Origin of the sequence: Nostoc commune NIES-4072 (assembly GCF_003113895.1) — a bacterium.
GTDB classification, from domain to species: domain Bacteria; phylum Cyanobacteriota; class Cyanobacteriia; order Cyanobacteriales; family Nostocaceae; genus Nostoc; species Nostoc commune.
The window spans coordinates 555,732-581,974 of sequence record NZ_BDUD01000002.1; the positions used below are offsets into that span (position 1 = coordinate 555,732).

At 39.7% G+C, this 26,243-nt stretch carries 21 protein-coding genes and 1 pseudogene; 10 read left to right on the plus strand and 12 right to left on the minus strand.

Annotated elements, in window-relative coordinates; all coding sequences use genetic code 11:
* Entirely contained in the window at nt 1-213 is a 213-nt protein-coding gene (locus tag CDC33_RS34950; protein WP_181374332.1) for a hypothetical protein, read from the plus strand.
* Between the two features lie 10 nt (nt 214-223).
* Here the strand turns inward: CDC33_RS34950 and CDC33_RS34955 are convergent, their stop codons facing one another.
* The gene (locus CDC33_RS34955; RefSeq protein WP_109008091.1) at nt 224-1,441 is read right to left on the minus strand and encodes an ISAs1 family transposase; all 1,218 of its coding nucleotides are present in this window, start codon (nt 1,439-1,441) and stop codon (nt 224-226) included.
* A 385-nt stretch (nt 1,442-1,826) separates the two neighbouring features.
* On the opposite strand from CDC33_RS34955, the gene CDC33_RS34960 reads away from it, so the two are divergent.
* The 7 genes from CDC33_RS34960 (at nt 1,827) to CDC33_RS34985 (ending at nt 11,710) form a co-directional block, all read left to right on the plus strand.
* A complete protein-coding gene (locus tag CDC33_RS34960) occupies nt 1,827-2,111 on the plus strand; it encodes a hypothetical protein (RefSeq protein WP_244919520.1) in 285 nt (94 codons plus the stop codon).
* 5 nt (nt 2,112-2,116) lie between these two features.
* Nucleotides 2,117-2,608 carry a relaxase/mobilization nuclease domain-containing protein gene (locus CDC33_RS34965; protein ID WP_109013141.1) on the plus strand — a complete coding sequence of 164 codons (492 nt, stop codon included), beginning with the start codon at nt 2,117-2,119 and terminating at the stop codon, nt 2,606-2,608.
* Between the two features lie 83 nt (nt 2,609-2,691).
* Complete coding sequence (locus tag CDC33_RS34970; RefSeq protein ID WP_109013142.1) at nt 2,692-6,534, plus strand: DUF3854 domain-containing protein; 3,843 nt, start codon at nt 2,692-2,694, stop codon at nt 6,532-6,534.
* Nucleotides 6,535-6,539: 5 nt separating this feature from the next.
* Nucleotides 6,540-7,262: a hypothetical protein gene (locus CDC33_RS34975; protein WP_109013143.1), complete on the plus strand. Its 723-nt coding sequence runs from the start codon at nt 6,540-6,542 to the stop codon at nt 7,260-7,262.
* Nucleotides 7,246-7,380 (plus strand): hypothetical protein, encoded by a 135-nt coding sequence (locus CDC33_RS41460; RefSeq protein WP_280524470.1) that lies wholly within the window; start codon nt 7,246-7,248, stop codon nt 7,378-7,380. The genes CDC33_RS34975 and CDC33_RS41460 overlap by 17 nt, the downstream gene beginning before the upstream one ends.
* Nucleotides 7,381-8,426: 1,046 nt before the next feature.
* Nucleotides 8,427-9,845, plus strand: a complete 1,419-nt coding sequence (locus CDC33_RS34980) for a helix-turn-helix domain-containing protein (protein WP_109013144.1) — start codon at nt 8,427-8,429, stop codon at nt 9,843-9,845.
* Nucleotides 9,846-9,847: 2 nt separating this feature from the next.
* Entirely contained in the window at nt 9,848-11,710 is a 1,863-nt protein-coding gene (locus CDC33_RS34985; RefSeq protein WP_109013145.1) for a serine/threonine-protein kinase, read from the plus strand.
* Here CDC33_RS34985 and CDC33_RS39575 read toward each other — a convergent pair.
* Complete coding sequence (locus CDC33_RS39575) at nt 11,669-11,821, minus strand: hypothetical protein (RefSeq protein ID WP_181374333.1); 153 nt, start codon at nt 11,819-11,821, stop codon at nt 11,669-11,671. The genes CDC33_RS34985 and CDC33_RS39575 overlap by 42 nt on opposite strands.
* 444 nt (nt 11,822-12,265) lie before the next feature.
* Between CDC33_RS39575 and CDC33_RS34990 the strand changes: the two genes are divergently transcribed.
* Nucleotides 12,266-12,985, plus strand: coding sequence for a hypothetical protein (locus tag CDC33_RS34990; protein ID WP_146195917.1), 720 nt, complete (start codon nt 12,266-12,268; stop codon nt 12,983-12,985).
* A gap of 103 nt (nt 12,986-13,088) precedes the next feature.
* Here the strand turns inward: CDC33_RS34990 and CDC33_RS34995 are convergent, their stop codons facing one another.
* The 3 genes from CDC33_RS34995 to CDC33_RS35005 form a co-directional block, all read right to left on the minus strand.
* A complete protein-coding gene (locus CDC33_RS34995; protein WP_244919521.1) occupies nt 13,089-15,551 on the minus strand; it encodes a CHAT domain-containing protein in 2,463 nt (820 codons plus the stop codon).
* 43 nt (nt 15,552-15,594) lie between these two features.
* Nucleotides 15,595-18,132 carry a two-partner secretion domain-containing protein gene (locus CDC33_RS35000; protein WP_181374335.1) on the minus strand — a complete coding sequence of 846 codons (2,538 nt, stop codon included), beginning with the start codon at nt 18,130-18,132 and terminating at the stop codon, nt 15,595-15,597.
* A gap of 75 nt (nt 18,133-18,207) precedes the next feature.
* A complete protein-coding gene (locus CDC33_RS35005) occupies nt 18,208-19,068 on the minus strand; it encodes a class I SAM-dependent methyltransferase (RefSeq protein ID WP_109013149.1) in 861 nt (286 codons plus the stop codon).
* Nucleotides 19,069-19,857: 789 nt separating this feature from the next.
* Here CDC33_RS35005 and CDC33_RS40940 point away from each other — a divergent pair.
* A pseudogene (locus CDC33_RS40940) lies at nt 19,858-20,113 on the plus strand (IS701 family transposase); the annotation flags it as partial.
* On the opposite strand, the gene CDC33_RS35015 reads toward CDC33_RS40940, so the two are convergent.
* The 7 genes from CDC33_RS35015 to CDC33_RS35045 form a co-directional block, all read right to left on the minus strand.
* Nucleotides 20,058-20,387, minus strand: coding sequence for a hypothetical protein (locus CDC33_RS35015; protein WP_109013150.1), 330 nt, complete (start codon nt 20,385-20,387; stop codon nt 20,058-20,060). The pseudogene CDC33_RS40940 and the gene CDC33_RS35015 overlap by 56 nt on opposite strands.
* Nucleotides 20,384-20,776, minus strand: a complete 393-nt coding sequence (locus CDC33_RS35020; protein WP_109013151.1) for an ASCH domain-containing protein — start codon at nt 20,774-20,776, stop codon at nt 20,384-20,386. The genes CDC33_RS35015 and CDC33_RS35020 overlap by 4 nt, the downstream gene beginning before the upstream one ends.
* Nucleotides 20,777-20,843: 67 nt before the next feature.
* Nucleotides 20,844-22,193, minus strand: coding sequence for a replicative DNA helicase (locus CDC33_RS35025; RefSeq protein WP_109013152.1), 1,350 nt, complete (start codon nt 22,191-22,193; stop codon nt 20,844-20,846).
* 217 nt (nt 22,194-22,410) lie between these two features.
* Nucleotides 22,411-23,841 (minus strand): helix-turn-helix domain-containing protein, encoded by a 1,431-nt coding sequence (locus CDC33_RS35030; RefSeq protein WP_146195918.1) that lies wholly within the window; start codon nt 23,839-23,841, stop codon nt 22,411-22,413.
* 77 nt (nt 23,842-23,918) lie between these two features.
* A complete protein-coding gene (locus CDC33_RS35035) occupies nt 23,919-24,845 on the minus strand; it encodes a phage Gp37/Gp68 family protein (RefSeq protein WP_109013154.1) in 927 nt (308 codons plus the stop codon).
* Between the two features lie 14 nt (nt 24,846-24,859).
* A complete protein-coding gene (locus CDC33_RS35040) occupies nt 24,860-25,564 on the minus strand; it encodes a hypothetical protein (protein ID WP_109013155.1) in 705 nt (234 codons plus the stop codon).
* Nucleotides 25,561-26,022, minus strand: coding sequence for a hypothetical protein (locus CDC33_RS35045; protein ID WP_109013156.1), 462 nt, complete (start codon nt 26,020-26,022; stop codon nt 25,561-25,563). Before CDC33_RS35045 ends, CDC33_RS35040 begins: the two co-directional genes overlap by 4 nt.
* Nucleotides 26,023-26,243 lie beyond the last annotated feature (221 nt).

Here is a 26,243-nt window from a genome sequence, read left to right on the forward strand (position 1 = left end):
GTGCAATTAAGCGAATGGGTAGCTCGGCGATCGCAAATTATAACGTCCGAATCTTCTTGTGTTCTTGATGATATTGAAGTCGAACACAAGAAAAAAAATGAGAAAAAAGCATCTACTAGCAACCACTCAACCCAAAAACGAAGAAACAGTAAACCACAAACTTTTGAAAACCAACGTAATAATACAGGGTTAGCGCGTCTCAAACCCTATTGACAAATGGATTCTAGGAGAGTGTTGAGTTTGGGAGAGCCGTCGCTAAGACAGAAACCATATACTGATCATTCATCGCGGCTCGCCGTGATTTTTGGCGGATACTGCGATGAAAAGATGTTTCTCGTTCTAAGGCATTGAGAGCAATCCGACGTAGTAAAGCAAAATTCTGTGGGCTGTGCAGAGAACGAATTCGACATTCATCTTCATTAAAAGTGACATCTAATGTCCAATGAACAGAATTTTCAATACCCCAGTGCTGTCGAATTGCACTACCAATCTTGTGAGCATCGCAGGCGAGACTAGTAATATAAAATTGCACCTCATGGGTAGTCTGATTCCAATGCTGAATCGAACGCACTACCATAACTACTGTTGTCAAACTAGTCCACAAATCTTGTTCATGAAGTGCAGGAAGTTTTGACACTGGCACGGTGTAAACCTGACGATTTTCGACTCGGTGATGCCCTTTTTCTACCCGTTGACTAACATTCACATCAACATCTTTAAACCCAAGAGATTGTGCTATTTCAAACCAATTTTTCACTTGTTGATGCAGCGTAGGGTGATTATCTTTCAGGCTCAAAATGTAATCAGAACCAGCCGCGATGATTTTCTGGGCAATCGATTTTTGTGTACCCATTGCATCAATTGTGATGATGCAGCCAGATATGTCTAGCATTTCTAACAGTGCTGGAATTGCGGTGATTTCATTGGATTTGTCACTGACCTTTGTTTGTCCCAAGACCAGACGGTGTTCACTCGACCAGGCACTGACCGTATGTAAAGCTTTTAGCTGAGATTCCCGATCATATGAGCCTCTATGAGTTTTGCCATCTATGGCTACTACTTCTACTCCCAATTTCTCAATTAATGATTGTACCCACTCCCGAAAACATTGCTCAAATTCTTTTGGGTTAATTCTTTCAAACACCCTCCTAAAAGTATCGGGGCTGGGTATCCCAAATGGTAGTTGTAAAAATGTTTTCAACCACTCCTGTTTATTGATTCCATACTCTTCAATATCTTCCCAACCTGACGCTCCTGCTATTACTGCCAAAATCGCTATGGTGATGATATCTGTGAGTAAATGATATCTTGTCCTTTCCACTCTGGGGTCTTTTATTTGTGTGAAGTATTCCTGAAACTTAGTGGTAATGTCTTTACTATCTATGCTAGGTGCAAAAGATGCTTTGGTTTTGCTTTTCTTGTTCTCAAATCCTATTGGCATGACTTTGATCTTGCACCTAGATGAATTAAATCTTACCCTACCTCAGATAGCGCCACTTTCTTTTAAACTAATTCTCAATTGTAGTCTTTCCCCATGTATTACACGGAAACAAGACTCCGACCATGCCTATTAATAGGTAAATAACAGCCTCTAAATGAATTCAATTTAATTTCATGGAGTACATCCAACAAATTAATTTCCTTTTTCCATGTAATACACCGTTAATCTCAAACCTTTCCCCAAGTATTACACGGTATTAGCTTGATTAAGATCCAGAATCAGGTTGTTTCCTTGGACAGTAAGCTATTAATTCCTCTCACCGTTCAATCAGGAGCGAACGTACAGTACAGTTCCTAATTCAAACAAATCCCCTTGTCAATAGGGTTTGAGACGCGCTAACCCTGCTTTAGTCAAAACTATCAAAATTAATGAGTCTCTCAAAAATATTGATAAATACAATCAACTTAAATGGGCAAGGATTGTCAGCTTACTAGCTAGAAAGAGTACACAGAAATTTCCCTCACAGCAAGATTTAGCTTTGCGAGTTAAGCAAGTTGATTCACGCTTTCCGCTTCCCGAAAACCCTCAAGCTATTTCTAATAATTCTGGACTAACATTCAAAGAAGTCGGCAGCATGATTAATCAAAACAAATCTGACAGTGGAATTTGATTGTTATGAAAATGACTATTGAAGAATTGAAAATTCCTAATTTTGAACTAATCCAAACACTATTTCCAGAAAAAATTTTAGCGAATAGTAGTTTTATTGATATTAGTCTGCCTCCCCTTCAAATTATTCAGGAGTTTAAGACTTTATCTAAAACTAGACCAAAGCTGAGAAATTTGGGCATATATACTATCATCAGCTTAAAAAACACTTACATTCAACTAAATCAAGAATCTTGCCGGAAAATTGTTGACCAATATATTCACGGTGTCGGCTGGCATGATTTGCAGTATATCTGTTTTTTAGATGTTCAATCTAGCAATATTTATATTCATATTATTTTTAATCGCGTTACACCCCAAGGTAAGCTCATGGATATCAAATGCTTAGGGGCTAACTGGCAACAATATGAGGTTCTGCGCCAATCTTGTTCTCTCATCATCGACAACCCTGTTCATAACAAATATTTGCAAAGACGATTTTGCAACTGTTGCGGTTAGACAAGAATTTAGAAAGGAAAGGAAAAGTGAAAAAGAATGAATTTTAATCCGTTTACCCTTTACTCTGCTACACCCAAATAAATATGTTTGATGAACGACATTTGCAACTCACTTCCGCTTACGCTAGAGCTAGTCAGCATTTTATTAGAGCTTTTATTTATCCTTTAGGAGAGTTTATTTATAAATCAATCGAATCAGCTATTGATTTAAAATGTCGAATTGAAATAGGAGAAGAAACTTATTTTCTTACTCCTGATGAGGATGGTGGCTGGAAATGGTCTAAAAATAACTTTGAAGGTGTAACAGATGAGGAAATAGAACAAGTAGAAGAGACGATGGCATATTTATTGCCTAAACTTCTCCCCGGTAGTAATGATATAACACCGTCAAATTTTCCTCCTGATCCTGATTTACCTCCAGTTTTACCCAACCCCAATTCCCCCTTAATTCTTCCGCCTTCTGCCACATCTGTTGAGTTTTTAACTATACCATTCGATTCTCAAAATCCCCAGGAATATCTACCTATTAAAGACCAAGAAAATCTAGATTTAAATGCTTCCATCCAGAGAAATGTTTTTTTTACAGTTGAAAGCGCCAACAATGGCATAAGTAGTAAAAAACTTGAGCTACAAAATACTCAACATATCCCGCCTCACCCAGAACATATTGATCCGCAACATTGGCACGAACTCGTAGTAGGCAGTGCGATCGCACCTCTTATTGCACATCTCAACTTTGAAAGTCTTCATTTTAGCTATGTCGGTGGCGAACATGAAGCTTGGGAACGGCTCATGATCAGCGACAAACTCTCACGTACAAATACAGGTAGCCTCTCTATTAGGCTTTTAGAACTCTATTCCCACCTAGATGCAGGTGGCTGGTGGTGTAATTCAGGAGTAGATCCGCGCACATTTGCTAATCTTACCCCTGGTGAGCAACCTCAAATTAAAGAATGGGGATGCTATAAGCCAAACCGCCCCAGACCCAAAACCGTGAAAAAAGATGGGTTCACTGTTGTGGTTGAAGGCAAGTTCATCAAATATGAGCATCCACCATCAGTTGATTTGAGTATTTTCTTGCTAGATGTCCCAAGCGTGATTGCCCAAAATATTTACTCAAAAGCTGGAGTAAACCCCACCGACAGCGATCGCTTGAATGGTTTTTGGTATTGTGTGTATAAACACAATATTCCACTCGTCATTACAGAGGGGGCGAAGAAGGCGGCTAGTCTGTTAAGCCAAGGTCACGCAGCCATCGGACTACCGGGAATTTCCTCCGGCTATCGCTCACCGAAAAACGAGTGGGGCAAGAAAATTGGTGATTCCTATCTGGCTGATGAGTTAGCTGTTTTCGCAACTTCTGGTAGAGTTTTCAAAATCTGCTTTGATTATGAAACGAAGCCTGAAACTAAGCTCAATATCCAAAGAGATATTTGGAAAACAGGAAGCTTATTACAAGAATTTGGTGCTGTCGTTAAAGTAGTAACGCTGCCAGGGCCGGATAAAGGTGTAGATGATTTTATAGTTTCACAAGGAAAAGAAGCTTTTGAAAAGTTATCTGCCGGGGCTATATCTTTAGAGGAGTGGCATCAAAATCAACTTGATAAAAAACGTTTTACTATCAAGCTCAAGGATGGCACAGTCAAAAAAATTGAAGAGGAGGCAGGAGGCAGGAGGCAGAAGGCAGAAGGGAAGAATTTGGTGGGGGATTTAGACCCCCACTTTAGGAGTGCCACTGAAATCTCTGATTCAGTGGGAGACTCAAATCCAAGCTCCCTCTGGTCGCGGCAGGAGGCAGAAAGCAGTTTTCCTTCTGCCTCCTGCCCTCTGCCCCCTGCCTCCCCTGTTGATCAACAAAAAGGAGACTCTACTGTGATAGATGATCCCGAATTAGAACCAAACATTGGTGTATTTAAAAAAAGTCGTGCTAAATCACCTATTGACCCTGGTTCACAGATTATAGATATAAAAGTTATTGATTCAGACATTATCCATATAGATGTTGCCCCGGAGCCAGCCCAACCAACTGAACCGCCTGTAACTAGTAGTTCGCCAACCCAAAATTGTTGGGTGGAGGTCGGCAGAGGGGCAGAGGAGCAGAGGGGCAGAGGGGAAAGAACTTGTATAAGCCTCTCCTCTGCTCCCCTGCTCCCCTGCTCCTCTGCTAACCACCATGCAAAGTTTCCTTGGCAGACTACTAGTTCTTCTTGGGCTAAAAAAGAAAATGTTACGCTTTATGAGTCTAATTTTTTTAGAAAGCGCCTAGAAGGTAGTGAGAATAAACAAATAGCTTTTGCTGCTTATACTTTGTTAAAAAAATATGGTGTTGAGGCTAAAGATGAACAACAGCAGACCAGTGGCAAAATCTACCATGCTGATGCTTTTGTAATTAAGAATCATGGTGCTGATAAATACAGTATCTCTCGTCGTCATGATGATGTAGAGTTAATGACTTTTCAAGCTGATAAATGGGGACACGTAGGCAATATTAAACTTTCTTACACAGAAATAGATGATGAGCCAAAAGTTTGGAGAGAAAAACAAATTAACATTCTGCCTATTGAAAGGCAGGAGTTTTTGTTAGTGGCTGACTACCTGAAAGCTGGTAAAGAATTGCCCTCTGTTGATGAAGACCCTCGCAAAATAGCTTCTGCCGTTGGTTCAGTCTCTCCTAAAGGCACACACAATATTTTAGAAAGTTTCAAAGAAAACGAGGTATTAAAAATACTCACACAAAGTATTACTAGCTTCGATAAAGACGATTTAACCTTGGGCAATTACCGGATTATTTTTCGGCAAACCAGTGACAATACATCTACTCTGCAATTACTCAAAACTGAACACAATGGTACAAATCGGGAAGCTGTTCGCTTTCAGTTTGAGAAAACTGACACTGGGATGACTCATCAAGTCCAAGCGATGGCTATCACTGAAGCTGATTTGGAGAAGTTAAGACTGTTGGCTCAAAAACTGCATATTAATTACAAAGCATTATTTGGCAACCCGACAGACACCCGTGACATCGACTTGCCCGTTCACCCCGAAATTAACCGTAATTTAAACGATGATCAGTCACACCAATCTACTCAATCTACGCCCAACGCACCAGATCGCAAGACACAATCAAACCCACAAGGAGTAAGCTCTAATTCTCCAAAACAAGACAACGCTGTATCGCACGCAACTACATCAATACCTAACGGCACAACACCATCACAACCAACAAAACGACCCAATTTTTCTTCTAACTTAGATAACGCTGTGCTACCACTACATCCAGTTTTAAAACAATATTGGGAACAGTTAGAAAAAGATGGTTCAAGTCATGAGACTGTAGCGCAAGGAGATTTAGAATTTCAATCTAAAATTCAGGAAACTGGAAAATTAACTGTTGGTGAACAGCGTGAACTTTACCAGCAGATTCAAAATCTTGCCTGGAGTGAAATTAATCACAATGGGCGTACTGATATTGTGCTTCCACCATTAGCTTATATTGTTAATGATTTGCGATCGCAGGTTCAAAAAGAAGCACAGCCACAGTTTTCTTCTGACCCAAAGCGTGATACACCCGTGCCTCTCCACCCTGGTATTGCCTCTCATTGGCACAATTTAGAAACTAATAAAACTTGGTCTAGTGTTGCCAATCAGTACAACAACCCTTTACGGGAAAAACTTGTCACTACTGGCAAGCTGACTATTGGAGAGCAACGTGAACTTTACCAGAAAATTCTCCTTCAAAGTCAATTCGAGCAGCAGAACATTGGGCAAACTGATATTTCTCTTCCTCCTTTGAGTGATATTATTCAGGATTTGCTCAATACTCGTAGCCAGATTATTAACAATACTTATACGCCCAAGGTTGAAGTACATTCCCAAAAAGCTCACACTCCACAACGACCTACTAATTCACAGGAATTAGAATTGTAATACTTATGCAATCTAGCTCAGTAGCCGAAACCATCACTATCATCAACCGCAACAGTGGCTTTTCTGACAACCAAATGGCCTACAGACTGGCGCTGATGATGGAGAAACACTCACCTTCACCGTCAATAACCCCCGCACTAGACCCCACACAGCGCGAAAATATTATTAGTGAGGTGAGAAATACTTTAGACCTGTCCCAAAATGCTCAAAGTACTGAAGATTACAGGCAATCCCTTAAGGAAAAATACTACCAAGAGTACGCCCAAAAATTTGGTTTAAATAAATCCGAGGAAACACCTGATATAGATAACTCAACAAGAGTTGAAGATTTGATCAATGAAAAGAAAAAGACATTCTTGCAGCAGATATTAGAAACTAAAGGGCGCAAACTGCCTTTTGTTGACAGCCAAGAGTCAAAATCGGTTGAGAGTGAAAATGATACGGTTGTTAAAAAGTCTCTCATTCCTGCACTGATGAATATTGTAGTCACAAAGGGACAAGATACTATTGGCGGTCGGGTCTATGAAGGTATGGCTTATCAATTAAATTTGTTGATGAGAGAAGGTATGCAGCGTCTGACTGTTTGGCGTAAAAGTGATAATCAATCGGCTTTTAGTGCTTATAAAGTAGAAGAAGAAGAAGAATACAAGGTAATACACAATCACCTTTCACCACAAGAAACACAAAAGCTGATGGGAGCAACGCGAAAAAGTGAGATCGGGGTTTAGTTCTCAATTACACCCCTATATTCTCAACAAAATCTGGTTTTTTAGTTGCGATCGCATCCTGAAACAAGCTATATACGTCCCAGATTTTAGCACCTCACAAAATCGCGTTGCTCCCTAATGGATGTGGCAGCGCGGATTATACTCTCGGACAAATTTAGTAGTCGCAACTAGTAGCCAAACTTTCACGACAACTTGTTTTGTTATTTCGAGATCAACTCCCGCTCTGAGGTTATATGGAATCTAAGACCCGCACAAAGCGCTACTCCTTAGTGGCGCTTTGTGCGTTAAGTTTTGATAGTTTTGTATATTCACCTCCATGTCTCCCTTCAATTAGCTTGATTGTACAGAAGTTATGTCCGTTTGGGATCTAACAAGAATTTGATTTTTGGCAGGAATTGTTTCATCTTTTTAAAAGAATACTACGAGGTTAGTTAAACACGAGATTAGGTGTAATCATTAAATTGGGGTAAAGCGATGTCTGGTACTACTCAAAGGTATCACTTATTACACTAGTCAATTTTGATTAAAGTGTAATCGTGATACTACATCTATAGATGCAGTAGTGCTACTTATTGAACGTAACATTTAGAGCATATAACCTGTAAAAGCTTTTTGAAAGAGGGATATTGTAAACAATTATTGAGAAAGTGTAGGTTTTAGCAAAATCTTTTAGAAAATCTGATTGTAAAGAAATATTAAGAGAGTAGGGTTTGAGAGTTGCAAAAATCGAATAATTGTGTGTATTAGCGTTGTACCTATAATGATTACTTAATCTTACAAATTTATGGTGCAATGTGTCATGTTAGGCAAAACGCAGCACAACTTAGACGGAATCTGGTTTCCATTAGATGTTCACTTTGGGTTTTTGTAAGTGTTTAAGGGGAGCAACGCTCCAAAGTGAGGTGCTAAAAATTAGGGGTACAAATGACCTGTTTAATAGTGCGTAGGCGCAGCCCGCCGTTAGGCATCGCAGCGAAATACTTGTTTTTATTGAGAATCTAGCTATGCGTTTCTGAGAATTAAACCCCGATCTCACTTTTTCGCGTTGCTCCCGTGTTTAAGAGGATTTTCTTGTAGAGTAAGCTAAGAGAGTAGCTTCTTGTACTTCATTGAATAACTCTACCCTTAGAGTTGTTAAAACAATAATATAAAAGCTTACTAAGTATGGACTCGTATAAAAACTTAGACATAGATAAAATACTGGAGATTTTGGATGAGCGAGTACTTCAACATACCGGAAGACATTTACTGAAATCTGAAAGAGTTTTAATTAAAGGGTCTTGGTACGGGAGAGACTATAAGGAGATAGCAAGCAACTCTGGATACAACGCGGACTATTTGCATAGAGAAGTGGCTCGGCAATTATGGGCAATGCTTTCAGAGGTTATTGGTGATGGAATCCCAGTAAAAAAAATATCTTTGAAACCTGCTTTACTTAAACTAGCAAAAAAGAATTATTTTAAGTTAGAAGTCTCCAAGCTAGACAACAATTGTTTAGTTGGCAAGACGAGAATTTATGGAGAATTACCCAAAATAGGATCTTTTTATGGGAGAGAAAGAGAGATTAGTAAATTAAAAAATCAAATTCATGTTTTGAAACGACGCTGCATAGTTATAACTGGAGTTGGAGGAATTGGAAAAACTTCACTAGCGGCTAAATTACTAGAAGAAATACTTTTAGAGAACCCCAATGTCTATAAAGATATAGTTTGGATAAAAATACATTCGTCCGTTGACAATTTGTTTACTAAATTAATTAATGCTTTTGATATAGAAATAGACAATGAATCTATTGAAAATCAAACTTTGCTATTATTAAAATATTTTCAATTACATCGGTTACTACTAGTAGTAGACGGATTTGAAAAACTAGGCCAAATAGCTAATTTTGAGAAAAGATTAGAGTATGAAAAATTATTTATTCAACTTTCAGAGGGGAATCATGAAAACTGTACAATTATAACAAGTCAATTACCTTTGGAAGAAGTTATTTATGCAACAAAAAATCTTCCAATTGACTCTTTACGCCTTGAAGGCTTAGAGGAACGTGCAGCTATGCGAATGCTAAATGAAAAAGGGCTATGGGGGAAAGAATGTAAAGAGTTAATTAAAATGCATCGTGGAAACCCATCAGAGTTAGAAGAAGCATCTGACAGAATTCATCGGCTTTTTGGAGGAAGTGTAAAAACATTCTTTGATTACAGGACTACTGTTATTGGGCAACTCCTTCAATCTATGCTACATCAGCAATTTGGACAGCCGGGACTTTTAAGCGATGTCCAAAGAGAAATAATGATTTATTTAGCAGAGTCAACTTCAGAAAGCTCACCTCCAATTCAGTTTTATAATATTATTGAAGCTTTAAAAAAACAAATAGGATTAGAAGTATCAATTGCGGAAGCTATCAGAGCAATAGAAATTTTAGAACAACGTTCTTTAGTTGAAACTTATAGAAAATCAGGTAAGCAAGAAGTTAGTTATAGTTTACAACCACTTATCAGAAAATACATTTTAGTTGATCCATTTAATTTGGTGCGAAGAAAAACAAGTGTGTTACAAATCAGTAATTCCATCCAGGAGTAAATGTGGTTTACTGCATAAATCACCTTTGTACACTGCGCCGTAATCCTGATAACGCCAAAAACTGTTTAGCTTGCGGTAATTCTTTGTTAATAAATGGTCGCATTCGTTTGCTACGCCCGTTGCGCTCTTTGGAAGAAAATCTGTATACTAACACAAATGTTTTTGAGGTTGAAGATGTTGGCACAAAATCGCATCCAGAGTCTCAAATAAGAGTAATGAAAGTATTAAAGTGGAGCGAACCTAAATTAGTGGAGCTAGTTCAGCGAGAAGCTAGAATTTTGCAAATAATTCAATATCCTGGGATTCCTGAGTCTGCTAGAGATGATTACTTCACTTTTAAACTAAAGGACACTCTTCTAGAATTACATTGCTTAGTAATGCAAAAGGTTGAAGGAGAGAATTTACGGCAATGGTTAAAATCTTATGGGCGAATTCCTCAAAATGTGGCATTTGATTGGTTGTCACAATTAATTAATACTCTTGATGTCGTACATAGCTCCGGCTTTTTTCATAGAGACATCAAGCCAGAAAATATAATTCATAAGCCTGATGGGAAATTGGTGTTGATTGATTTTGGTGCAGCACGAGAGATTACTAGCACTTACTTAGCAAAAGTTAGTACCAATGGGGGAAGCAGTACAGGATTAGGTAGTGGACACGAAGTAACATCTGTGATCACGGCTTTTTTCAGTCCACCTGAACAAATGAATGGCCAGGCAGTACCGCAATCAGATTTCTATGCTCTGGGTCGGACTTTTGTGAACTTAGTTACTGGGATGTCATTGATGGATCTACCAATAAACGAAAAAAAAGGGAGGCTAATCTGGAGAAAATATGCGCCGCAGATTGATAAACCTTTTGCTGATTTACTGGATGATTTGATGGCTTCTTCCCCAGGTCAGCGTCCGCAAAGTACTCAAGTAATTTTGCAACGGCTTAACAAACTCCCTTATCAAAGTAAAATTTATAAATTAATTAAATCTAAAAAAACTTTATTTATTGTATTAGTGACATTAATTACTTTAGGGCTTTTTGCAGGTTTCAAAGTATTTTTACCACTAATGGCTAATAATTTAGTACTACAAGGTAAAAAGTCAGAAATAGCAAATGATTCGCAAACTGCACAAAACTATTTTAACCAAGCTATAGAATATAATTCCCAACTTAAACTTTCTGTCTCCCAGTTTTACTTAGAGCAAGCTGCTCGTCATTTTAACGACTTCAAACTAGCGAAAAAATATTATGAATTAGCCCTTAAATATAATGATAAAGATATAAGTGCTTATAATAGTTTAGCTGTAGTTTGTTGGCAGCTTGGAGAAGTCGCTTGTGCCTTAAATAATTATCAGCAGATTTTGAAATTAAAGCCTAATGATTGGGAGGGATATTATAGGTTAGGAAGTTTTTATGATCAAGAAGGAAAAGAGGATTTAGCTCAAGAACAATATAAAATGGCAATTAAAATTAATAAGAAAGCAGTGCCCGCACTCAATGATTTATCACGCCTCAGAAATCTCAAAGAAGACTATACCCAGGCTAGTGCATTAGCACTTGAAGGATTGCGCTTGACTGAAGACCCAAAACTACAAGCTGCTTTATATAAAAATTTGGGTTGGGCAAAGTTCATGCAAAATCAGTATAACGAGGCAGAGAAATATTTACAAAAAGCAAGTGATTTAGACAGCAAGAGAATAGATGCTGTCTGCTTGCTGGCTCAGGTGCAAGAGGCTTTAGGTAAAATTGAGGATGCCAGACTTTCATGGGAAATCTGTATGCTTGCTAGGACTACTCAGCAAGATGTTTTCAAGTGGAGACAGGAATTACTAGACCGCCTCACCAAAAACGGGAGCAACGCGATTTTGTGAGGTGCTAAAATCTGGGACGTATATAGCTTGTTTCAGGATGCGATCGCAACTAAAAAACCAGATTTTGTTGAGAATATAGGGGTGTAATTGAGAACTAAACCCCGATCTCACTTTTTCGCGTTGCTCCCCCAAAAACTCAAAAATCTCTCCATAGAGTGCATTGTGTGAAAGTTATAGACTCTAGCTATTTGTTTAGCTATCAAACTTATGTATGCTATTAACAGGCAAGTAAATAGATAAAAGCTTTTAATGCAGTTTTTACTCAACCATAGGAAGAAAAAAATTTCCAAGTTTCAAGTTGCAGCACTTGTATCGATATTACCATCAATACTATTTTTATCAGATATTAGTAGCGCAGGAAGTCGGACTGAATCAGTAGCAGTAGTAAACAGCGGATGTCGCAACTTTATAGGTAGAGTCTCTAGCTCAGGCGATCTCTATTTGCCAAGTGGAAGCCGATTGTGCCAAGGAGATAGGATTAATCCAGCTAAGGGAGCTACAGTCAAGGTTTTGTGCTATTTAAATGGAAATTTTGTATACCTGAAGCATAGTACCGTGTTCAAGGAGCCAGATACGTGTACAGTGCCGCAAGAGATAACAGAGCTATGTACCGGATTAAATCCGAGTAATTGCTATAACCCTAAGGGTGCAGGTGAGGAAAAAGAAGCACCAACCCTAATAAGCCCTTATGGGAGTTCAATGTTAAGTACGCGGCCTCTAATATCTTGGAGTGCTGTCTCGAACGCTACTAATTATACAGTAATTGTAAAGGGTTACGAATTTTATTGGGAAGCAACAGTAGATCAGAAAACGACTACACTGGCATACCCGAAAGAGCAAATAGAATTGCAACTTGGTAACACCTACAAAATTACTGTCATTGCCAACCTGAGAGGTTCTTTGATTAGTTCGGAGCCTTTAGTAATCAGTATTTTGCCAGAAAAAGACCAAAAAGAAATTGCATATAAGGTAAAGCAGATCAATGAATTAAACTTGCCTCCAGACGAAGCTGCTTTTTTAGATTTAGATGCTGTATTTATGTCCAAAAGCCTTTTGAATGAATCGATTGAGACGCTGAAAACACGAGTGGCAGCAGGAAGTCAAAACCCCACTCTTTACCGAGTACTGGCAGATAGATATCTAGAAGCATGGTTGCCAAATGAAGCGCTTCGCAATTATCAGGTGGCAAATGAATTGGCGAAACGCACTAGGAATTCAGATGAATTAGCTAGAGTGCAACAAAGACTAAAGTTGGTAGAATGGCACAATAGGTAAAAGTTGGCAACGATAGCAACCAGATGTTGGCATTGCCGATTGCCAATGCCAATATATAATTGTTAAAATTATCGACAGCTTATGGTTGTGATTGCACAAAATTTCACAGCCATCCACCAACGAGCAAGAACGAAGCCCAAAAATAAGGATGGCTGTACTTAGAATTTGACATTAAATTTAATTGTGCAAGACGTAATGCCTCTGCTTTAGGAGTCCCGGACTTCAAGTTCCTGTAAAACTCTTCCATAAGTAAAGCAGTGGAGTCAGCATCTACCTTCCATAAAGTTGCCACTGTACTTCTGGCACCTGCTTGTGCTGCCACACCTGCAATCCCCAATGCTGACCTCTTATTTCCCTTAGCGGTTTGACAGGCACTTAAAACTAATAGTTCAATTCCATCTTCATTGGTTTGAGCGTTTAATTTTAGCAAGTTATCAAACTCTAGTACAGTAATTGGTTTGTTCCAAGTAAAAAACATTGTTCTTTGGGCGTCAGAACTAAATTGAGCATGAGTAGTTAGATGAAGAATGGAAAAATGATTTGTGCTTAACTGTTGCTCAAGCGCCTGGCTAGTAAATTTTTCATTCAATAAGACTGTTGAAGAAGTAGTTTGTTTTTTAACATCTTCTACCTCCTGTTTCACTCTTAGCAATGCTTTTAAGCCTTCGGGAGCATTTAGAGCGTTAAAGCTAGGACTAAATTTAGAGAGTCCAGCAATTAAGGCTCTTAACTGTTCTTTGGGTAAAAATTTAGGTGGTCTAATCCTAGAACCTAAAGTTTGAGCAATGCTGTAACGATTGAGTAAATAATCTTTGCCGTCATGAAGCAAACCTATTGGTAAGCTTTGGAAAGATGTATCTAAAGTAAGCACTAACGTCCCTGATGGAGGTAAGTATGTCTTGACGGGTGCAATTAACAAGTCATAAAGTGATTGAGAAGGCGAAATAATCAAATTCTTATTAATAGAAGCTAGTCTAGAAGATTGTAAGATTTCTAATAGATTATCGACGCTAGTTTTAACTAGCTTGGAGTCAACAGAATGGTGGTGAAAGGAGCCATCAGAGGACTGGACAATTACTTCTACGCTGTTATCTAAATCAATAATGTGAACTACTGTTGGAGGGTTGGACAAGTTTTTAACTTCATTTAAAGGGATGATGTCAAGTTTGCCACATTGAAGAAAATTTTCTAATTGAGCGATTTGCAGCCGTTCGTTTGTCTGAATTACTCGTTTTAAATTAGGGTTAGGAGATGCCAAGAGCAATCGCATATACTCCCGATATACAGGCTCCACTTTTTCTTGGAAGGAGAATTGTAAATCTGCATTGCTTGGCAAAAGATCATCACGCACTTTAATTATATTATCAATTGCTGCACTGTAAGCCTGAAGGGCTGTATCGTATTTTCCTTGTTTTTTGTACAAATCCCCTAACTGCTGCTGCCATTGATAAGCAAGATCCGATGATTGACTTAACTGAGCTTGGCTCAAAGCTGCCTGAAAATATGCAAGTGATTGCTCTGGTTTTAACTTGCCTAGAGTGCCAAAGCTATCTGACTTTAATCGCGGGTTATTCAATCCTTTAGCTGTCTGCAAGGCCTCTTCAGCATATTCGATAGCTAGTGAATGTAATTGTTTGCTTGGAATCTTATTTAAACTTTTAGCAAAATTTAGTTTGGCATAAATAGAATTACTAGCTGGTAGCTGAGAAAATACCGAAAAATTGTTTATAATTAGAGTCGCTGCTGGCTGAATCTGATGAGTAATTTTAGGACGAATATTCTTTAACTGTATATTGCCTGAATTGGACTTTGCTGCTAACCAATTATCAAAATCTAATAGTAAGCTCAGACGGGATAATTGAGCTTGTAGTTTGACTGCGATTGGAGCATTTGGGATATTACTCACCTGTTGATAAATATCAAGGGAGTTAAGTGAATGCTCCTGAATTATATTAACAATTTCTTTTTGAAAAACGGGTTCTTCTGTCTGAAAAAATCTATTTTGCGCTTGCTTGTAAATAGATTGCTCAACTTTCCCTAAAGATAGTAAAATTCCGCTAATATCAGCCGAAGGTGTTTGCTTGGTAAGTGAGAGCGTTTCTTTTAAAACTATTTTTGATTCATCTAGCTTACCTATTTGGCGTAAGGCTTCTCCTAAATGACGCCATCCCAATAAGTAAACTGGTATTGGTTTTTGCTTCGTAATCGCTGTATAAAGTAGTTGTTTTATAGATTCAGTCGGTTGTGCCGGAGCAATAGTACAAATCCCAGCATTTTTATTTAACTTTAAGTCTTCAACAAGCGTATGACATGTACGAAGATTCGCACCTAAAGCTTGTAAGGCAATACTCTCATCAATTAAGCTTCCACTAATCTCCTCTTGATTATCTAATTGACGGTAAATGCTCGTAGCTTTTTTCCAAATTTCTAAAGCTTTAATTGCCTGACCGAGATTTAATTGCTTATAACCTTCCTGGGTCAATACTTGCGCTTGATTGTGTTGTTGTGCTTTTTTGTTTGAAGTTTGAGCGGGGGTAATAGAAGGTTGGCTTACAACTATTGACAAAGCTAGAATTCCTAACAACGAGTACTTGAACCAGTATTGGAACTTAATCATTTCTCTGTACTGTTTTTATGGTTGGTGATACTTCTGATGTATAAGATTCCTGACGACATTTTGAGGCAGACAATGCCGAAGCAACGGGGGTGGCTGTATTAGGGTCTGCTATCAGGGCAATTCTTCCATTAGAGTCTATTGTCCAGGTGTTAGCTTCTACGATTTCTAGGGTTTGTTCAACTACTGATGCCTTATGTTCTTCCGAAATGTTTTTATCAACTAGAACAGAGTTATTCTGCCGTTCATAAATGTTCTCTGGCATTTCGTCAGAGCTAGGTGGAAAACCGCCTCTGCTACTGATTACTAATTCACTTGCCGCTACACCTGATTGCCCCTGGCAGTTGGAGTCTATTTCAGGAGTTTCCTGAACGACTTCTGGTGCTGCTTTAATGCCCCTGGAATTAATAGCAAGTCCATTGATCTGAACTGTGCCATTGATTCCAAACTCAGAGCTGGCTTCAACTCGGCTATTCTCAGAGAAAAGGAACCCATCACGAACATTTATCCTGATATTTCCACCGCGTCCTCCAAAAGCGTTGGCTGTGATAGTGCTATTTCCCAAGGAAAACAGTGTATTTGTATTAATTGTCACATTGCCGCCAATCCCAGCACCGACTAAGGGAAGGTTGTAGGGAAAGTCGATACCTAAAAGACGATAAGCCGCCTCAGGATTACTGGCACTAGCACTGATAATGCTGTCAAATAATTGCACATCGTTTGTGTGTATAAAAATATTTCCTCCGTCTGCCAATGCGGTTGCAGCACTAATGGAAGAATTATTCTTTAGAGAAACTATATTTGCATCAATATCTATGTTCCCCGCTGAACCAGTGCCTAAATTACTTACGGTAATTGAACCTTTAGATAGGGATAATCGTTCAGTTTTTATTTTTATGCTCCTAGCTGCTCCACTTACCTCTGAAGATAGTCCTAAAACTTGTTGTATTAATAGAGGAGGGGATACTGCGTATGATGATATTCCAGACAAAAATTCATAAGATAAATCTTTTGTATTGACAGGGGTTGTAATACTTAGAAAACTAGGGGCTTCAATTGTGATATCTCCAGCATTCCCGCCCGAAAAAGTATAAGAAGCAATAATGCCTCCGTTGTCTAATCTAATTTCAGGGGAGATGATTTTCAAATTCCCAGAATTTCCAGATTTATAAGCCCCTACAGCTACTTGACTTGGGGAAGAAAGGATAGGATTAAACCCACTCAATTCAACACTACGAGCCGCATTAATGAGCAATTCCCCACCTGTGCCAGTACCAAAAGTTCCAGATGTTATAGTACCTCCACTTAAAGCAGTTAATTGACCTGTATTAATTGCAATATTCCCACTTGTGCCAGCACTAAAAGTATATGAGCCAACGCCACTAGCAATGCTAGCAGTGGTAGGGTTAATAAAGGAAAATCCTTTGACTTCTATAGATTCTGAAGCATCCAGAAGTATATTGCTAGCGCTTGCTTGTGTAAATGTTTTGCTATTTATAGCTGCTCCATCTTCAAAGCTCAAACGCTTAGTTGAAACTACAACATCACCTACACTTCCTCCCAAAGTTTCTATTTCAACTCCACTAGGGATCATTCCATCCGCAGAAGTACCGCTTAATTGAAGTAAATTTAAAGCCTGTATATTTATACCGCTTCCAGTTTGTGCGCCTTGATTTTGAATCAACGCAACCGAGCCTTCAGTCAAAAAAATTTGTTTTCCTACTAGTTGAACGGCACTACTTCCAGAGCCGCTAGCATCTACCAATGCTCGTTTAGACAGTTCGATATTTTGAAAGTTTTGTAACCCCTCATATCCGAATACCCAACCAGAGGTTGTCGGATTTAAGGTAACTATTCCATTACCAACGCTACCAAGTTCTACCCGTCCTCCTGGTGCTGTCAAATTGCCTCCTTCTAAAGCAATCTTACCCCCTATCAAGGCTAAGGTTTTCTGCGGCAAAACCCGTAGACCATTGTTGCTAGCACCTGCCCCTAAAATAGGTGAAAACAAGGAAGAAATACCCAAAGTATGTCCTGAACCTTGTACACGGATTTCACCAGTATTGTTTTCTAAGTTCAAACCTATGGGTGCGCTTACAGTTAAAAGAGGAGCAGTTTGAGTAGAGGTCGTACTAAACTCTGTTCCATTAGCAAACTTTAAGCTACTAGCTGTACTTGCTACAAAAGAACCGCCAATGTTCAAGCTGGCATTGGAACCAAAAATAATGCCATTGGGATTAAGCAAAAAGAGGTTAGCTGCGCCGTTGGCTCGAAGTAATCCGTCAATGTTAGAAATAGACTTACCTGTTACCCGGCTAATGATGTTTTGAATGTCTCCTGCATTGTTGAAGTAAACTGTTTTCCCAGTGGGGATGGAAAACTGGTCAAAGCTATGTAACAGATTGCTACCTGCTCTAGTTCCTCCATTGATAATGCTAATATCACTATCAACAGTAATGCTGGAATTGACAGGTAGCGTTGAATCTGGGATGATTTGTGCTTTTACTACTCCAGAATTCAACAAGCAAATCATTATGCTTACTTTGATGACTTTAGGAGAACTGAATATTTTCATGTTAATTATATAATCTTATTTTTCAGCTTCCAACTAAGGAGGAGAGACTTGGAAACATAAAATCATGTATTGTAGTAATCCACGGCGACTAAGCCTCTCCAAGCCTCTAGTTGCCCGGTAAGTTTCTTCATCTCCTTCTCGCCGCATTAATGAGTTAACTACTGGGTAAGTTGGTAGAGTATTACTAGTAATATTCTCTGTTTTTACTAGCTCAAAACCTGTAGCTTCAGCTAACTTTTTGTACTCAAATACAGGACAAAAATTAACAGACCGAGAGCCGTAAGTACGAACAATAAGAGTTTTAATAGCTTTTTCTATTAATTTCCAGGTTCGGTAAAAAGCTTGAATAGGAATAAAATCACAAATAGTTAATCTTCCTCCTGGACGTAAAACTCGCCTTACTTCCTTAAAGAAATTTTCGCGGCTAGAGAAAGCAAAAATAGACTCTACTGCAAAAACTACATCAAAATAACCATCAGGGAATGGTAACTGACAAGCATCAGCGTAAATAAATTCTATGTGATTATCCGGGAGAGCCTGTACTGTTGTTTCAGCTCTAGATAGCTGTTCTTTATTAATATTTATTCCGACTAAATGCATATTACAAAAACGTTCATTGAGAGTAGCAATGGTTCCTCCAAATCCACAGCCTACATCAAGAATGCTTAAACCATCCTGTACTTCTGCAACGTCAGTAACGAGACGAGATAAGTTCTCTGCCGCTACAGCAAAATCTGCAACCGAACCATTAGCTTTAGTTGGGTCAGACCAATAACCCCAATGTAAATGGCGACCAAAAGCTAAAAGCGCATCAGCATCTCCTTCAGAAAATTTTTGTGGCAAGCTATCAAAGTAAGCTACACTAACTGAATTATTATTATTGCCGTCGCTCAAAATTTTTCTCCTTTACGTGAATAAGTACGTAGTCGGAATTTGACTTTCTTCTTCAATAGTTGTAATATTTCCCTCTATTTTACGTGGCTCTTGTTAAATAAGGACAGAACAGATATGACCTTATTTAAGCAAAAGATCGAAAATAGCTCAGAAAAATTAGTGCTGATATTACAGTGTTATTGAGAATAGTCTGAATTTACCAAGAAGGGGAAAAGGGGATACAACTCTTGGAGAGGCTACGCCAACGGCTGCGCTCAGTAACCGGGGAAAGGGGGAAAGGGCACAGAATGGGTGAACTTTTCCCCACAAGGTATAAAGCCCCTGTCTTAATTGTGGAGAACAAAAAAAGAAGATTTTTGAGATACGTAGTGCGATAACTTAGCAGTGTCCATATTTGAAACAAGAGCTTTTAAGTTACTGGTTCCCTTTCCCCTTTCCCCCTTTCCCTTTCTTCATAAGATATTGATAGTATACAGCAATCAATAACATGTCAATACTATTGGAAGAAAAAACTACTATTTTGGTAATAATTATCTGCTTGATAAAAACTAATACAAAGGTATAATTAGCTACTATAAAATTACAGCTATATTGTATAGTAGAAATTTTTAGTTCCCTTGTAACCTTATTAACCTCACTTTTTGATCAGTCTATACAGTTATAGAACTTACGCATTGACAAGCAAGACAAAAAGTGCATAAAGAGAATGCAGAAAAAAAAACAGCGATCGCTAGTTACCAGAGGCGTTAAAAACAGATAATTTACTTGGCTGTGTTTAGGGTTCGGACAATCAGAGCAATTACTAAACCATCAACCGCTAAATGTGACTTGAACACTTATACTCTGTTTCTACTGGCAGAATCGAAGTATCCAGGTTGCACACGTCTGGCAGAGATAATGGAAAATTTATCTCATGATAGCGTCAATAGATTTTTGCTACGTGAACAGTACGAACCCTCTTGTCTTATTTGAAGAAATCAAACCCAATATCAATCTAGTTGGAGGTACTTTAAGTGGAGATGATACGGTAATTGATAAGCCTCATAGTAACCAGAAAATAACAGAATTAATTGGGCGATCGGTGCATTATCTGGTAGTGTGGGTTTTATTTTTGTGTTATCAAAATTTTTGCAGACATCTAATTTTGGTGATGTTTTTTTGGATTTCGCTTTTTTGATAAAGGTTGAGCCATCAAGTAGCTTTTTAGTTTCGAGGTACGGATAAAGGCATCCAACCGATTCGCATTGTGAGCCTTTGACCCCTTTCTCGCTTGATTTTTCGGGTATTGCAGATAACTCAACTATTACTCCTTTGGTCATGCAGCCACCTCCATGACCAAATCATCAGGCACTTCAAAAATTCCCAGTTGACCAATGTAAGGAATCGGTGTAATCTCGCGTGGATTCTCCAGCTTCCAGTGGTATTGCCCAGGCATCCCCCAACCAGATGCAACTTGTGAAAACTTGCAATCTACTATTGTGACAATGCCAATCACTTGACCGCGACGGAGAGAGATTAACTCTGGGATTACTATCCCCATCCCTTGGCAAAATTCTCTCGTTAGCTGGTACTCTTTTTTGGTACAGGTTTTTGCGGCGTGAATCAGAATGTCGCCGCGATAATTGATAGGCCAGCCACGGTTTTCAATATCTTTGAGAGCATAAATTATTGCCCATGCCCAAGGCTGACGGACGGATATCGCTTTCACGGGTTTTAAAACTCCAGTAATTGAATGTATGCGTCTTTCTTCCGCGATCGCTGGATCTGGCTGTAAATTATCTCGCCAAGTTCAAAAATTTTGAGGTCGATAAATCACACAACATCGTCGCAGTGCCGAGCTTACCGTAAAGGCGGTTTTTCTCAACAATCAACTCGATAGTGCGATCGCTTGGGTCTTTTGTGTAGACAGCATCGCGGTAAAGCATGATTAACTGGTCACAAACCTCAAAGATTTCGCCAGAGTTGCGAAGTAAATGACGATTGGGGCGTTTATCAGCCGTAGTTTGATTGCCCCGATTGATTTGACAACCCAAGAAAACAGGGATTTTGTGAGACTTGGCGATATCCCGAATCTGGCGGGTAATCTTGCCCACTTCAAAAGCCATGTTTCCGCCGGATTCCAGAGGAATCTGCTGCAAATAATCAATAAACACAGCCCCAATAGAACCACCGAATTCGGCAATGGCACGGCGCACAGCAGAAGCGATCATTGTGGTTGTAGGGGAGGAATGCTCGTAAACCTTCCAAGGCAACTCCACCATCTGTCCTATGCCTTGTGCTATTTGCTCCCAGTAGCATTGAGTATTGGTTTGAATCATAGAAGCGTCTACGCCAGTGATTCGAGCTAGCATTCGAGCATTGAGTTGATTCTTGTCCATTTCTGGAGTAACGTACAGAACTGGCTTTCCAAGTTTGGTCATGATTTCGTAAGCGTAAGAAATCATGAAGTGAGTTTTCCCCATGTGCGACTCAGCAGCCACTACAACTAAGCTGCTGGGATAAATGCCACCGGTGATATTTTCCAAGTCGTACCAGCCAACTTTGTCGCCTGCCATGTTTCCCATCTCCAATTTTTGAAAAAGTTCAATGCCCATGTCTTGTGCTGAGAAAACCTTGCAGCGTTCATCACTTTGATTTTGAGTAACACCAAAAACTTTCGCCTCAGCTTGCCCAAGAACAAGTGGTAGTTCAGTTTGCGTCTCGTAACCGAGTTGGACAATTTCATTGCCCACTTTGATTAGCTGCCGCCGTCGGTATTTCTCCATCACCAGATCAGCCAAAGCATCGATGTTGACGGCTGATACAGTGCGGTCTACCAAAGTCGCTAACTTATTCCTGCCGCCAACGCGATTGAGCAGATTGTGGTCAGACAACCAAGCGGTGACGCTTAGTAAATCTGTGGGTTGAAACAGAGCGTGAAGCGTTGTCGCAGCTTGATAAATGTATGAGTGAGCGCTGATGTAAAAGGCTTCAATGCTCAGGCGATCGCTGACTCTGGTTATTGCTTCTGGGTCGAGCATAATCCCACCCAAAATCGCTTCTTCAGCTTCGATATTTTGCGGAGGCAAGTTGTCAAGTGACCTGTCAGGGTGAAAAGAAACTACGTTGTCTTGATTAGGGTGCATAATTATCTCCAATTCGCAATTCGCAGTTCGCAATTCGCAATTAAAAAACTTAGATTTAGCAAGGTTTTTAGATTTTGCATCTGTTTCATTCTTTTAGCGAATTGCTATAAAGTTGAGTTTCGTTTTATTTCATAATTAAAATTTGTGGCTTGTATCTCGAATGATTAAATTGCTTTCACAATTGCGAATTGCGAATTGCGAATTGCGAATTGCTAGATTAGGCTCTTAGTGCTAATTTTAACTGCGCTTCAACTTCCCGTAAGTCAACGGAGGAAAATCGGGAATTTGGTTGAGGTTTTGGAGCATTAACTGCGGCTTGAAGTTTGGCTTTGAGTTCCAGCATTTGTGGGCTAAATCGATACTCATTCTTACGCTCTTGTTTGAAAAGTTCTTGTTGACGGCGTTCTTCGTCAGCAGCAATTGCCATAGCTAAAACATCATCGTTGCTGGTATTTGCATTATGTTTTGATTCGGTAGGCTGTTGACGTTCTTTCAACTCGTTGAAACTATCCCAATGGTTTTGAATCTCTGCTTTGCCGGAGTCAGTTTTTGAGAGTCGAGTCAGGGCATTTTTCGCCTCGCCTGTTGTTGCCTGACGAATTAAGTCTTTGGCATACCTGGGAGTGCTGTTCAAGTATTGCCTGTAGGACTCCACAAATTCTGCTTTCCAACCGTTAGGGCCTGCTTTATCCATCCAAGGCGGCAGCCCAAATACTCGCATCGCTTGCTCGGTTTTCTCTGTGGGGTGCATTGTGTAACAAGTCGAATCGGGCAGTGATGTAGGACTAGCACTTTTTGGGTTTGGTGCTACTAGTTGATTATTCAATTGTTCGGTTTTCTCGAACGACCCCCCCGCAATAGTTGGTCTACAAGAGGGGTTATCGGTTTGTTGCAAAGACTTGGAATTTTTTAACAACAAAGTGGAAAGTTTTGGGGTTGGTTCTTTGTGTTCAATTCCTTCCGTTATTAAATCAAGTTCTTCCTTTTCACACACACACTCTTGGGTGGGGGGCGCGGGTGGCGAAGCCAGGGGCGCGTCCTTGAGTGGATAGACTTCAATTGGATAATCTTCAATTGGATATACTTTAGGTGTCCCCCCAGCACTACCCTGGTGTTCCCCCAACACTACCCCTAGTGTTCCCCCATCACTACCCTGGTGTTCCCCCATCACTACCCCTAGTGTTCCCCGATCACCACCCTGGTGTTCCCCCAACACTACCCTGGTTGTTTCCCCGTTACTGGTCTTCGCTTTCCCTCTAGTCAAACTAGATTGTTTAGTTGCTTCGGTAAACCAATCGTCAATATCTGTGAGTCTGTATTGATTTGATGATGGCGAACCGTCTAACTTTTTTTTTGTGGCTTTAGTAATCAGATTCCAACAAACAAGCTCATCGACTGCTGCCATCGCTTTTCGCCGTAAAGTTTCAGTCGGTGAGTTCGGGAAAGAACCACGGAAACAAGCTTCACCTATAGATTTATAGGAAGGGAAAGCGTTATTATCACAACCGGCACGGCGGCACAGGTGGCAGTAAACCCGAAATGCCTCCATTGTTAGTGGCAAATCATCCAACTTACTATCGATGTAAATATGGCGTTTCTTTCTGCCGTCGCTGAAGCTATCGCTCTGTATTTTTGATGTTACACTCATATACAACCACCATTTGTCAAAACTTATAGTTGATCTTTTCCCCTACACTGCGCTACAGGTGGGGGATTTTGCTTGATTCACGTACCAAACGGGAATTCTTGTAATTGCAGTTGTTCAGGGAATTCTTCGATTTCGCCACCCTTACGATCGCAGGTTTTAAATCGCTGTCCCCCAAATATTGCATTCGCCCCCAACTGCTTCACAAACACAGGGGTTTGGGATTGTAGGCACTGTTGGACAATAGACTCAATCCATTCGATGTGGCATGGTCTTGATTGTGGGCCAGACTCACCCCCTACAACAATCCACTGGATATCTTCATTTACTAATTCCCATTCGGAGTCATCACTAATTAATTTTTGAATTGCACCTGCTTGTCTAAAATCAATTTCCTCAAGCAGTGGTTCACAAGATAAAAATCGAATTGCTGCGGGTATTTGTAACAGAATTGGGATACGCTTATCTGCCATTTGTTGATTCTCAGTAGAAGTTCCTAACCAGAGATTAGGTAAAGGAAATGGTTGCAGGGAAAAAGATTGTTGGAGATTAACTAATCCTCCAAATTTCTCACTAACAGCGTCCCAAAGATTTACGCAAGCTGCTTCATACCACTTAACCCATAGGTTGGGTTGACTAAAATACTCCTTCATTCTTTCTGGTCGCTTAGTCAAGATTTGAAAAGTATGCTGAGGTGAAAGAGCAGCAACAGCCATTACTTGATGAATCCATTCATCAAGGACATTGGCATGAAACAAATCAGCCATTGAGCATACAAAAATTCTTTTCGGCTTTTTCCAACATAATGGTTTAATAAGTTGAGATTTGACAAATTCAACTGTGCCATCCCAATTACTAACAGTTTGATACTGGGGGAATTGTTGAAGTCGTGGGGATTTGGCAGCTTTCGCTGCATAGCATCGCGCACAGCCAGGACTTCCAGAAACCCGTGAACAGCCAACAATTACATTCCAGGTTTCGTCACACCATTGTATATTTGTAGACATAATTACCTCTTCAATCAATAGTTTGTACTAACTTCACCACACGCTATCGCCCGAACAATTTCTTCTGCCCGTTCTTGTGAAATAGCCTGTTCTGGGTTCTTGTAAAATCCAGCGATCGCCGACTTGGGACGAATAATAATTTGCTGCGTGAAAGCGCGTTTGTCCCATACAAAGCAGGAGATGGTAATGTTGTCTGTTGCCCAACGACTACCCCGTTTATCCTTACGAAAACAGAAGCGGGGCATGATTAGGACAAGTGACGGCGGATGCTGCTGCAAGAAATCTGCACGATCATCACAGGGTTCGAGAAAGCTGGTAAGTAAAAAAGCAGCGACACCCACACGCGCTTTCTGGTACGCATTCTTGATGATTGGTGCAGCAAATTCCGCGTATGGTGGATTAGTACAAATCCAGTCACAATCGGGAAACTTAGCCCATGACTCGGATAGTGTTGCGTCCATTTGGTAGTCAGCCGCTTTATGTGGATCAATATCGTTCGTCCACATCTGCTTGGTGTGTGGCCACGCCGATAGTAAAGAAGCGATCGCCCCATGTCCTACACACGGTTCACCAATGACACCAGATAACGGAACATGGCGCAGTAGTTCTGTTGTGAACCATGATGGAGACTCGTAAAAGTTCAGTGGATGTCTACCAACAGTTTCTCCTGTAGATTTAGGAGAGTACGGTTGTGGTGTCAGGAGTTGTGCAACAGTCATACTTCATCCTCACTAAATTCAATGTGACTTAAAGTCTGAAGTTCAACAGCTAATCCGCTTAAGAAGTTTTGGAGTTCAACTGTTGCCAATTCTTTGGATATGTCTTTTTCTGACGTATAAATAAGTTGCTTGTGATGCCCAAAGTAAACTTCTGTACGAGTTAAGTTTTGCTCTGTATCAGTTAACAGAGTCAAAGTAAATCTTCCAAGTTTACAAAAGTAATAGGGACGCTTTGAACTCCAAGGCTTTCCAGGTTGCCAAGTGATTTGGAGTTTTTTACCAATGTGAACGCTCATAGATTCAAAATCAACGTGGAAAATATTCAGTAAAGGAAGCATTTCGCCACTGTTGTAATGGTCTACAACGTGCTGTCTAATGCCTAGTTCTGTTAAACCTTCAGGAATATCAATATGAGCTTCAGATGAGATTTTTTCAACTACTGTGACTATGGCTTTCATTGTTGTTACTCTAGAGATGCAATGAGTGTTTTTGTGTGGCGATTGTTACTTATTGAGCGGCAATCGCTTTTTATTTTGATTATTAGGAATCTTGAAGTGACGACGCTTTCTAAGATGTGTATTATTTGCTAGAGAAGCCCTCTTTGTAACAAATAATGTCAAAAGACTGTTAGTTGCTTGACTACGTGAAAGAGAAACTTTTAATGTTATTGGTAATATTC